The 11,203-nt window shown below is 72.6% G+C and carries 10 protein-coding genes; 3 read left to right on the top strand and 7 right to left on the bottom strand.

Translation table 11 applies throughout. The features are described from left to right. Nucleotides 1-44: 44 nt before the first annotated feature. Nucleotides 45-743, bottom strand: coding sequence for a glycoside hydrolase family 75 protein (locus tag ACFULQ_RS32200; RefSeq protein ID WP_383550745.1), 699 nt, complete (start codon nt 741-743; stop codon nt 45-47). A 348-nt stretch (nt 744-1,091) separates the two neighbouring features. Between ACFULQ_RS32200 and ACFULQ_RS32195 the strand changes: the two genes are divergently transcribed. Both ACFULQ_RS32195 and ACFULQ_RS32190 read left to right on the top strand, forming a co-directional pair. After that, on the top strand, nt 1,092-2,072 hold the full coding sequence (locus ACFULQ_RS32195; RefSeq protein WP_383550743.1) for a fibronectin type III domain-containing protein: 981 nt from the start codon (nt 1,092-1,094) through the stop codon (nt 2,070-2,072). 166 nt (nt 2,073-2,238) lie between these two features. Continuing rightward, nucleotides 2,239-2,790, top strand: a complete 552-nt coding sequence (locus ACFULQ_RS32190) for a hypothetical protein (RefSeq protein ID WP_383550741.1) — start codon at nt 2,239-2,241, stop codon at nt 2,788-2,790. A 6-nt stretch (nt 2,791-2,796) separates the two neighbouring features. On the opposite strand, the gene ACFULQ_RS32185 is transcribed toward ACFULQ_RS32190, so the two are convergent. The 6 genes from ACFULQ_RS32185 to ACFULQ_RS32160 form a co-directional block, all read right to left on the bottom strand. Next, nucleotides 2,797-3,339: a PadR family transcriptional regulator gene (locus tag ACFULQ_RS32185; RefSeq protein ID WP_383550739.1), complete on the bottom strand. Its 543-nt coding sequence runs from the start codon at nt 3,337-3,339 to the stop codon at nt 2,797-2,799. Nucleotides 3,340-3,380: 41 nt separating this feature from the next. Beyond that, the gene (locus ACFULQ_RS32180; RefSeq protein ID WP_383550737.1) at nt 3,381-5,396 is read right to left on the bottom strand and encodes an FAD-dependent oxidoreductase; all 2,016 of its coding nucleotides are present in this window, start codon (nt 5,394-5,396) and stop codon (nt 3,381-3,383) included. A 322-nt stretch (nt 5,397-5,718) separates the two neighbouring features. Further along, complete coding sequence (locus tag ACFULQ_RS32175) at nt 5,719-6,087, bottom strand: hypothetical protein (protein WP_383550735.1); 369 nt, start codon at nt 6,085-6,087, stop codon at nt 5,719-5,721. A gap of 134 nt (nt 6,088-6,221) precedes the next feature. Then, on the bottom strand, nt 6,222-6,491 hold the full coding sequence (locus ACFULQ_RS32170; RefSeq protein ID WP_383550733.1) for a DUF3040 domain-containing protein: 270 nt from the start codon (nt 6,489-6,491) through the stop codon (nt 6,222-6,224). A gap of 28 nt (nt 6,492-6,519) precedes the next feature. After that, nucleotides 6,520-7,758, bottom strand: a complete 1,239-nt coding sequence (locus ACFULQ_RS32165) for a cation:proton antiporter (RefSeq protein ID WP_383550731.1) — start codon at nt 7,756-7,758, stop codon at nt 6,520-6,522. Nucleotides 7,759-7,952: 194 nt separating this feature from the next. After that, complete coding sequence (locus ACFULQ_RS32160) at nt 7,953-8,828, bottom strand: hypothetical protein (protein WP_383550729.1); 876 nt, start codon at nt 8,826-8,828, stop codon at nt 7,953-7,955. A 285-nt stretch (nt 8,829-9,113) separates the two neighbouring features. On the opposite strand from ACFULQ_RS32160, the gene ACFULQ_RS32155 reads away from it, so the two are divergent. After that, entirely contained in the window at nt 9,114-11,195 is a 2,082-nt protein-coding gene (locus ACFULQ_RS32155; RefSeq protein WP_383550727.1) for a SpoIIE family protein phosphatase, read from the top strand. The last annotated feature ends 8 nt before the right edge of the window (nt 11,196-11,203 follow it).

Raw genomic sequence — 11,203 nt, 5'->3', positions numbered from 1 at the left:
AGCCGGGGGTCTTGCCCGGCTCGGCCCTCGCCGTCGACCTCCGCTCATCCGCCCTGGACGAACTCCCGTGCCAGCCGCTCCCCCAGCGTCACGGCGGCCTCGTGGTCCTCGATCGGCTTCACCCGGGAGTCCTTGAAGACGATGTAGGTGACGCCGGAGGGCGTGCCGCCGCCGTGCGGGTCCGGGCGGATGCCCAGGGCCTTCGCGGTGGCGTAGGACGCCTCGCCGATGATGCCGCTCGGACCCACGTCCCCGACGACGGCGTACTGCACCCGGTCCTGGTACACGACGGCCGCGACCGCCCCGCCGTGCACCCCGTGGGCGCGGTAGTCCCAGATCGCGCTCGGGGTCGGGACCACGATGAACGGCAGGGTCTCGGCGCTCAGATAACGGCCGTCGGACTGCTCGTAGGCGGTGGCGTCGGAGAAGAGGGGGTCGGTGCGGCTGTTGCAGTAGCGACCCGGCCGGCCGTCGCAGTCGATGTCCATGTCGGCCGTCCAGAAAACGGCCTCCTTGGTGCCGCAGACCGGGATGGTCGCGGGGGTGCCCTCGTCGGCGCGGTAGCGGCCGCGCGAGACGGGGGCGCAGTCCCGTACCCGGGCCAGCAGGTCGGCGGCCGGGACCGCGCCCTCCCGCCGGACCACCGGCTCCGTGCGGGCGGTGGCGAGTTCCATGGCGGGGGCTGCCGTGGGGGCGAGCAGAGCGGCGCTTGCCGCGGCCAGCGTCAGCGACTGGACACGCACGATGAGGGACCCTCTCCTCGGAGGCTGTGACGGGCACTCAGGCCAATCTGATGCGGTTTCAGCCGGGCGGCCACCGCTGGGGGTCCGGACGGGGCAGGGGCCGGGGGCCCGGGCCCTCGACGAGCCCCGGCCTCCCGGCCACCCGTACCGGCGCGGGAACAGCGACGACAGCGGCCCGCGCCGGTGGCACGAACTCCCCGTCCCTCATGGAGAGTTCGGCCGTAAGGGTCTTCAGCATACGTAACCGCCCCGAATCCGGCCCACGGGGTCGCCCCCTTGCCCCGGGCCCGCCACCGGCGCCATATTGGTCCGGACCATTGCCGTGGTGTCCTCCGGGGAGGCAGAGACGTGCGAGGCGTACCCGTCCCCCTGGCCCTGTGTGCAGCCCTGGTCTTGGTCGGTTCCTGCGGGTGGAGCGGACCGGCCGAGGAGGAGAGCGGTCGGCTGCCCGCCGCCCCCGTGGGCGTCACCGCGGCCGCGGGCAGCGCGACCAGCGTGCATCTGATGTGGAACGCCGTCGACGCGAGGATCGACCGCTACGAGGTATATCGCGGCACCACAAAGGTCCAGGAGGTACCTGGTTCACAGCACATGGTGGACGTCACCAGGCTCCGGCCCGCCACCCCCTATGTCTTCACCGTGCGGGCCCGCGACACCGAGGGGCGTCTCGGCCCGCCGAGCCCGCAGGTACGGGCCACGACTCCCGCCGCCACGGCCGCGGACCGCTCGGCTCCGACCCGACCCGGCGAGCTGCGCGGCCGGACGGCGGGCAGCCGGGCCGTCCAGCTGAACTGGACCGCCTCCTCGGACGACCGGGACGTGGTGTCGTACGACATCTATCAGGGCGGCAGCAAGATCCACAGTGTGGGCGGCGCCCAGACGGCGGCCGTGGTCACGGGGCTGCGTCCGGGCACCCGCTACTCGTTCACCGTCCGGGCCCGGGACGCGGCCGACAATCTCTCGCCGGCCGGGGCGGCGGTCCGCCTCACGACACCGGGCGGCGACGACGGCAGGGACACCGCCCCGACGGACTTCCGCGCCACGGCACGGCGGGGCGAGGACGGGGCGTACTACCTGGACCTGGCCTGGCTGCCGCCCCGGACGGACGGGGTGGTCACCGAGTACCAGGTCCGCCTCGACGGGGCGGCGGCCACCTCGCTCGTGTTCGGCGGGACACCTCCGCGCGGGAGGACGACGTACAGCTTCTATCTGGGACGCGAGGCCGGGGAACGCCACCGGGTACGGATCCGGGCCCGGCTGCCCGACGGCACCTGGGGCGGCCTGTCGGCCGAGCGGACGGTCACGACGGGGGCCGCCGCCGCCCCGTGACGGCCTCTCACCCCTGCGCCGGGCGAGGGAATGCGTCACCTGTACGGCGGCGCCCGGCATGCGGGCGGGGCCGCGAGCGCATTGGCTGCCTCTGAGGCAGCACGGGCTTCCCCCACCTCGGCGGCGCCACGGATGTACCGCCAACCGTGCCGCCGGAGGGCAGTCCATGCGCACTATTCAGCCACTTCTCCGCTCCGGCCTGACCGTCGCGGCCGTCGCCGCGCTGCCGCTCGCCCTGACCGCCGGGTCCGCCGCGGCCGGCCCCGGGATCTCCGTGAGCACCTCCGGATCCACGGTCTCCGTCACCACGACGGCCTGCTCCCGCACGGCCCCGACCGGCGGCTGGGGCACCGCCTCGCTGCTCACCAGCAGCCAGGCCAACTTCAGCCAGGGCCGTCAGGTGGCCCTGTCGGGGACCACCTCGCTCCAGTCGGCCGCCTGGTCGAGCGTGAGCCCGGGGACGTACACCGTCATCGTGATGTGCGCCTTCGACAACAGCACGGCGGGCACCCAGTCGATCATCGTCTCGGGCTCCGCCACGCCCACCATCTCGGCGACGGCCTCCGCCTCCCCCTCGCGCGGTGTCCTCGGCGGTCTGGGCGGGGCCAGCAAGGACTACGGCACCCTGACGCTGGCGGTCGGCGGCGGTCTGGTGGCGGTCGCCGGGGCGGCCACGGCGTGGGTCCTGCGCCGCCGGTCGCGGCCGTACCGCCTCTGAGGGCCCTCAGCTGTCCGGGAGCTCGGCCAGCTCCTCCAGTGCCTCGGTGAGCCACTGGGTCCAGAAGGTCTCCAGTTCGATGCCCGCGCGCAGGACCAGGTGCTGAAGCCTGGCCTGCGCGCTGTCCTTGCCGGGCGGGAAGTCGCGCTCCTGGATCTGCTCGTACTCCGCCAACTGCCGCCGGTGCAGGTCCAGATGGCGGCGCAGATCGGCTTCGAGGCCCTGTGTGCCGACGACGGCGGCCGCGCGCAGCCGCAGCAGCAGGGCGTCCCGGTGCGGCTTGGGGTCCTGCGCCGCGGCCGTCCAGCGTTCGAGTTCGGCGCGCCCCGCGGGCAGGACCTCGTAGCTCTTCTTCTGCCCCCGGCTCGGCCGGTCCTCCGGGATGGCCCGGATGTATCCCTCGGCCTCCAGTTTTCCCAGCTCGCGATAGATCTGCTGGTGCGAGGCCGACCAGAAGTAGCCGATCGACCTGTCGAACCGACGGGTCAGGTCCAGCCCCGCCGACGGCCTTTCGAGCAGTGCGGTGAGGATCGCGTGCGGGAGTGACATGGAGTCATCCTAGGGACGAGCCGGACGACACCGGTCGGGCCCTAGAGGGCCGCCGCGACCTCGGTGCCCTGCTTGATGGCCCGCTTGGCGTCCAGCTCGGCGGCCACGTCGGCCCCGCCGATCAGGTGCGCGCTGCGGCCCGCGGCGACGAGCTCCTCGTACAGGTCCCGGCGCGGTTCCTGCCCGGTGCACAGGACGATGGTGTCGACCTCCAGGACGGTGCTCTCCTCGCCGACGGTGATGTGCAGACCGGCGTCGTCGACCCGGTCGTAGCGCACCCCCGGGACCATGGTGACGCCCCGGTGCTTGAGCTCGGTGCGGTGGATCCAGCCGGTGGTCTTGCCGAGCCCGGCGCCGACCTTGCTGGTCTTGCGCTGGAGCAGGTGCACGGTGCGGGGCGGGGCGGGGCGTTCGGGGGCGCCGAGTCCGCCGGGGGCCGTGTAGTCCATGTCCACGCCCCACCGGCGGAAGTACGTCGCCGGGTCCTCGTGCGCCTTGTCGCCGCCGTCGGTGAGGAACTCGGCGACGTCGAAGCCGATGCCCCCGGCGCCGAGGATCGCGACCCGGTCGCCGACGGGGGCGCCGTCGCGCAGGACGTCGAGGTAGCCGACCACGCTGGGATGGTCGAGGCCCGGGATGTCGGGGGTGCGCGGGGTGACGCCGGTGGCGACGACGACCTCGTCGTATCCCGCCAAGTCACCCGAGGACACGGGGGTGTTGAGCCGTACGTCCACGCCGTGGGCGGTGAGCTGATGGCGGAAGTAGCGGATCGTCTCGTCGAACTCCTGCTTGCCGGGGACCTTGCGGGCCACGTTGAGCTGGCCGCCGATCTCGCTCGCGGCGTCGAACAGGGTGACCTCATGACCGCGTTCGGCGGCGGAGACCGCGCAGGCGAGACCCGCGGGGCCGGCGCCGACGACCGCGACGCGCTTCTTCCGCCGGGTCGGGGACAGCACCAGCTCGGTCTCGTGGCAGGCGCGCGGGTTGACCAGGCAGGAGGTGATCTTGAGGCTGAAGGTGTGGTCGAGGCAGGCCTGGTTGCAGCCGATGCAGGTGTTGATGGCCTCGGGGCGGCCCTCGGCCGCCTTGTTCACGAACTCGGGGTCGGCGAGCATCGGGCGGGCCATCGACACCATGTCCGCGTACCCGTCGGCGAGCAACTCCTCGGCCAGCTCGGGGGTGTTGATGCGGTTGGTGGTCACCAGCGGCACGGACACCTCGCCCATGAGCCGCTTGGTCACCCAGGTGTAGGCGCCGCGCGGCACCGAGGTGGCGATGGTGGGGATGCGGGCCTCGTGCCAGCCGATGCCGGTGTTGATGATCGTGGCGCCCGCGGCCTCGACGGCCTTGGCGAGCGTGATCACCTCGTCCAGGGTGGAGCCGCCCGGGACCAGGTCCAGCATGGACAGCCGGTAGACGATGATGAAGTCCTCGCCGACCGCCTCGCGCACCCGGCGCACGATCTCGACCGGGAAGCGCATGCGGTTCTCGTACGACCCTCCCCAGCGGTCGGTGCGGTGGTTGGTCGGGGCGGCGATGAACTCGTTGATCAGGTAGCCCTCGGAGCCCATGATCTCCACGCCGTCGTAGCCGGCCTGCCGGGCGAGGCGGGCCGCGCGGGCGTAGTCCTCGATGGTCCGCTCGATGTCGGCGTCGGAGAGCTCGCGGGGCGGGAAGGGGCTGATCGGCGCCTGGAGGGGGCTCGGGGCGACGAGGTCCTGGTGGTAGGCGTACCGGCCGAAGTGCAGGATCTGCAGGGCGATCCGGCCGCCCTCGCGGTGCACGGCCTCGGTGACGGTCCGGTGCTGCTCGGCCTCCGCGTCCGTGGTGAGCTTGGCGCCGCCCTCGTAGGGCCGCCCCTCGTCGTTGGGTGCGATGCCGCCGGTGACGATCAGGCCCACTCCGCCCCGCGCGCGTGCCGCGTAGAACTCCGCCATGCGCTCGAAGCCGCGCTCGGCCTCCTCCAGGCCGACGTGCATCGAGCCCATCAGGACGCGGTTGGGCAGCGTGGTGAAGCCCAGGTCGAGCGGGGTCAGCAGGTGCGGGTAACGGCTCATGGGGCCCCTCCGTCGCGGTCTCGTCCTCCTGTTGTAGAGGACCGCGACGCGTTTATGCAACTAGTTGCATAACGGGGTGACGAGAACCACGTGCTCGGAGGGGCTGCCCGGTGCGGCCTGGTGGACGACCAGCTGCTGGCCGGGGGCGGGCATCACCACCACCGAACTGGGCGCGGACATGCGGGACACGGAGGCACGGACGGTCCTGTCCCGCATGCGCACCGACGTGGACGCCCCTTCGCGACGGCGGCCCCGCCGAACGTCAACGTGGCGGAGATGGTGGTGGTGCCGGACCGGTCACGACAACACCGCGTCCGCTGAGTCAGCGGCTCTCCAGTCGCACATGCAGTTCCCGCTCCTGGTCCCCCGAGGCGGAGGAGAGATCCCGCACCGTGAACATCGAGTCCAAGGTCGTCCGAAGCTGCTCGATGGCCCAGTAGCCCCCCTGCGCGTCGGCCTCCACGGAGGACGACAGCCGCGCGGGCGGCGGGCAGTCCCGCGCCTCGGTCACCTCGAAGGTCCCCAGCCACACCATCGGCCGCGACTCGTGGAGCTGCTGCGGCACCTCGTCGGCACCCCGGTCGGACTCGAAGCAGGTGGTCAGCGTGTCGAAGACGATCCGTGCGTCCTCCGCGCTGCACCCGCTGATCTCCAGGGAGACGGACTCCTCGTGCGTTCGCTCACGATCCATCGTGGTCGCTCCTCTCGTGACGATGACCGGACCGCCGGGTTCCCCGCGAACCGCGCCACACCCTCAGAAAAGCACCACCTTTCGCGGAGCACTACCGGCGGGCGTGGGGCATCTCCGGCGGGCGTGGGCCGCGGTCACCGGTGCGGGCGGTCCCGGTGCGGGTCGAACAGCGGGACCGCGATGCCGGTGAGCACCAGGCCCGTCGCCACGAGGATGCCTTCCGGCAGGGCCATGCCGAAGGCCAGGAGGGCCACGCCCACGGCGAGGGTGCACCAGGCTCCGGTGCGCCGGTACTCGCGGGGCCGGGTGGGACGGCCCGAGCCCAGCGCGCGGGCGAACCGTGGGTCGTCCCGCTCCAGCCGTGCCGCGAGTTCGACCAGGTGTTCGTCGTCGGGCCGGCCCATGACTCCTCCTTCGCGCGGCGAATCTCCGCTACCGTTCGGCGTCCGCCCCCACCGCCACGGGGACCGGCTGCGGGCTCGTGTCGTCCCCGGGTGTGCGGGCACGACGACGGGACCCCAGGGCCCGGGCCAGCAGATGGGCCCGCCCCGCGGCCACGGGGCCGAGAACGGCCAGGACAAGGACATACCCGGCGATGAACGGCGCCAGACGTGCGTCGAGTCCCGCGCCGGCCGCCATCGCGCCGAGAATCAGGGCGAATTCGCCGCGGGCGACGAGGGTGGTGGCGATGTCGGCGGCGGGCTGGGCGCCGTAGCCGTAGAGGCGGGCGACGAGCAGACCGGCGACGATGTTCATCACGACGGTCACGGCCGCCGCGGCGGCGACCGGTCCGGCGACGGTGGTGACGACACCGGGGTCGATGGACAGTCCGAAGGCGAAGAAGAAGATGGCCGCGAAGGCGTCGCGCAGCGGGTGCACCAGGCGGCGGATCCGGGGCCCGGAGGGGGTGCCGGCCAGGATCAGACCGACCATGAAGGCGCCGATGGCGTCGGCGACGCCGAGCACCTCGGAGACCCCCGCGACCAGGACGGCCGCGCCGAGGAAGCTGATGACCAGGAGTTCGTTGTCCCGGACGTGGATCAGCCTGCCGATCCAGCGGGTCCCGTAGCGGGCGGCGACGGCGAGCACGATCAGGAACCCGAAGGCCTTGCCCGCCTGGAGGAGCATCTCCACGGGTCCGCGCGCGCCGCTGATGACCGGCTGGAGCGCGGCGAGGTAGAGGGCGAGGAAGATGTCCTCCACGACGATCACGCCGAGGATCAGCCGGGTCTCGGGGCGGCCGATCCGCCCCAGGTCGATGAGGATCTTGGTGACGATCGCCGACGAGGAGATGCCGAGGACCCCGGCGAGCACCAGGGCCTCCCGCGTGCCCCAGCCGAGCGCGAATCCGAAGCCGAGGCCGGCGCCGACGTTGGCGAGGAGGTAGATCCCGCCCGCGGCGAGCAGCCGCCTGCCGCCGGTGCGCAGGTCGTCGACGTGGAACTCCAGGCCCAGGTAGAACAGCAGCAGCACCAGGCCGAGCGCGGAGAGCATCTCGAAGTCGTGGGCGTCCTGGACCAGCACCAGACCTGGGGTGTGCGGGCCGAGCAGGATGCCGGCGAGCATGAACAGCGGGATGGTCGGCAGTCCGATACGGCCGCCGAGACGGGCGAGGAAGGCCGCGGCGAGGAAGGCGCCGCCCATGGCGAGCAGGGTGTCAGCGTGTCCCACGGGTCACCTCCCCCGGGGGCGCGGACGGACGGGTGTGCTGTGTCGTTCGGGGATGGGTGCGACAGGTCTTACGGGGATGGATGCGACAGCTCCTTCGTCGGTGGATGTCGTTCCACCGTCGCATCCGGTCCCTGGGCCCCGCCATCGGTGCCGACCCCCATTTCCGCGAGGGCCGGCACCCGTCGTTCAGGGGCTCAACTCCTGGTGAAGCGGTAGGTCTTGCTGTCCGTCAGCACACAGAAGCCGGGTGAGACGACGATCACGCGCAGGGTTCCGGTGCGGCGGTCGTAGTCGATGCCCTCCGCCTCGAACGAGCCGGAACACGAGCTGCGCAGGGGCAGTTGGCGCAGTGCCGTGACGTGCCCGGTGACGTCCGCCGAGCCGGTCGGGGCGGCGGACAGGTCGACCTGGAGGAGCGGCTTGGTGTAGCCGAAGAGCGTGCCGGCCGGGTCGTCGGAGGAGCACAGCAGCCGGGTGGCGGTCACGAAGTCGCAGCCCTGTACGTCCCGTACGGCGTGGTCGAGGGTGACGGTGGCCGCCTGCGGGAGGTTCGCCGAGGGCGAGGTGCTCGCGTTGACGCCGGGCGTGGGGAAGACCAGGAAGCGGGTCATGGTGCCCCACTCACCGGAGAGCATCCACTGTCCGTCGGGCGAGATCGCGACCCAGGAGTTGTTGAGCGCCTCGCCGGGGCTGAGGGTGTGGACGTACTCGGACCAGGTGCCGTTCGGCGCCTGCACGCGGTACATCTTCGCGGTGCCGGAGTCGGCCTGGTAGGGCTCGACGTAGTGGCCGTCGTAGGAGGCGTCGGGGTCGCCCACGTGGTTCCAGCCGCGGGTGGAGACGCCGAAGGGGATGGTGCCGATGCCGGTGTACCGGTTGGCGGAGTTGGCCGGGACCTCGACCGAGGTCAGGCCCTGGCTCTCGGTGAGCGGGTCGGCGCGGTCGGAGCCGACCTCGGTCCAGGTGTCGGCGGCGGAGGCGGGCGGCGCGGCGGCCAGGAGGGCCGTCGCGGTGAGGGTGAGGAGGGCGGCGAGAACGGCGTGACAACGCTGTCTGGCGCGCAGGGGCATGGAGGACTCCTGAGACTCCTGGGGCGGGGGGTGAGGTGGTGCGGCGGACAGTCTGGCGCCCAGGCAGGGGTCATGTACAGACCAAGCGAAGGAACGGGAGGGCACCGGAAGAAAGCGAGAGGGCGTTCGTCACCCCGGCGCACTTCACCGGACGCGCGCCCCCTTGTTGAGGGATGGTGGAAGAACACGACCGCGTGGCCACGGAGACGGTTGAGCGCGGTAGAACAAGGGGAGTCGGCACGGGGGTACGGCGTGCCGCGAGGACGGTCTAAGGCGGTTCGTGCAATGGGTGCAGCCGGAATACCCGCGTCCGAGGGCGGGGAGCCCGCGCGCGGGGCAGTACGGCCGAGCGGACTGCTCGACGAGTTGGGCATGGCCTCGGTGGTGCTGGACACCAAAGGCCGCATCGTGCTCTGGAGCCCGCAGGCCGAGGAACTGTTCGGCTACCCCGCGCAGGAGGCCCTCGGGCAGTACGCCGCCCATCTGATGATCCACGAACAGCACGCCGACCTGGTCGTCAAGCTGTTCGCCGACGTCATGGAGACCGGCCAGAGCTGGGCCGGGGCGTTCCCCGTACGGCACAAGGACGGCAGCACCAAGCTCGTGGAGTTCCGCAACATGCGGCTGCTCGACGATCGCGGGGACGTCTACGCGCTGGGGCTGTGCGCCGACCAGGAGACCGTGCGCCGCCTCGACCGGGACGTGGCCCTGTCCACCCGAATGGTCTCCCAGTCCCCCATCGGACTGGCCGTGCTGGACACCGAACTGCGATACGTCTCCGTGAACCCGGCCCTGGAGCAGCTGAACGGCGTCCCGGCCGCGGACCACGTCGGGCGGAAGATCGGCGAGGTCCTCCCCCATCTCGACGTGGCGCCCTTCGAGGCGGCCGCCCGCGAGGTGATGCGGACCGGCAGGCCACTGGTCGACCAGCACACGGTCGGCCACCCGCCCGCGGACCCCGACACGGAACACGCCTGGTCGGTGTCGCTGTACCGCCTGGAGGACGCCAACGGCACCGTCCTCGGCGTCGCGAGCTCGGTCCTGGACGTCACCGAACAGCACCAGGCGACCGTGGAGGCCGAGACCGCCCGCCGCAGGCTGGCCCTGGTCGCCGACGCCTCCGCCCGCATCGGCACCACGCTGGACCTGGACCGGACCGCCCGGGAGCTGGCCGACGTGGCGGTGCCGGAGCTCGCGGATGTGGCGGCCGTGGACCTGCTGGAGGCGGTGGTGCAGGGCCGGCCGAGCACCCTGCGCCCGGCCGAGCCCGCCGTGATGCGCCCGCTGGCCGTCGAGGCGGCCGGGACCCCCGACGCCCTGCCCGCGGCGGACCCGCCGGGACAGGTCGCCCGGTACGCCCCCGAGCGCCTGGTCACCGAGTGCGTGCGCACCGGGAACCCGGTCCTGGTGCCGCAGGTCGGCTCGGACGACCTCGCCCGCATCGCCCGGTCCCCGGAGTCGGCCGCGGTGCTGGCCCGGGCGGGCCTGCACTCCTATCTGGCGGTACCGCTGATCGCGCGCGGCGAGGTGCTCGGCGCGCTCGACCTCAAGCGGGTCGGCAACCCGGAGCCCTTCGGCGAGGACGACCTGCTGCTGGCCCGTGAGCTCGCGGCCCGCGCGGCCGTGCAGATCGACAACGCCCGCTGGTACCAGGACGCCCGCAACACCGCCCTCACCCTCCAGCGCAGTCTGCTGCCCAGCCACCCCTCGGTGACCGGCGGCCTGGAGGTCGCCTCCCGTTACCAGCCCGCGGGCGCCACCGCCGAGGTCGGCGGCGACTGGTTCGACGTGATCCCGCTGACCTGCGGAAAGACCGCGCTGGTCGTGGGCGACGTGATGGGCAGCGGCATCACCGCGGCCGCCACCATGGGCCGGCTGCGCACCGCCACCACCACCCTGGCCTCCCTCGACCTCGACCCGGCCAAACTCCTCGAACACCTCGACCGGATCACCGAGGAACTGGACCACTCCATCGCCACCTGCGTGTACGCCGTGCACGATCCGCGGCTCGGGCAGTGCTGGATCGCCAACGCCGGGCATCTGCCTCCGGTACGGCTGCGCGCGGGCCGTCCGCCCGAGCTGCTGGAGTTGCCCACGGGGGCGCCGCTGGGGGTGGGCGGTGTCGCCTTCTCCACGACCACCGTCGACCTCGAACCCGGCGACCGGCTCGTCCTCTACACGGACGGCCTGGTCGAGACCCGGCAGCATCCCCTCGACGAGCGCCTGGATGCCCTCCTCGACCTCCTCGACTGCCCCGACCGCCCCCTGGAGGAGGTCTGCGACCTCCTGCTGCGCACCCTGCACCAGCCGGACAACTCCGACGACGTGGCCCTGCTGATCGCGCGGGTGCGCACACCAGAGGTCTGAGGCCGGCG

Source organism: Streptomyces sp. NPDC057253 (assembly GCF_042669125.1).
GTDB lineage: Bacteria > Actinomycetota > Actinomycetes > Streptomycetales > Streptomycetaceae > Streptomyces.
The sequence above is the reverse complement of the archived record's forward strand: the minus strand, read 5'-3'. Positions and strand labels throughout refer to the sequence as shown.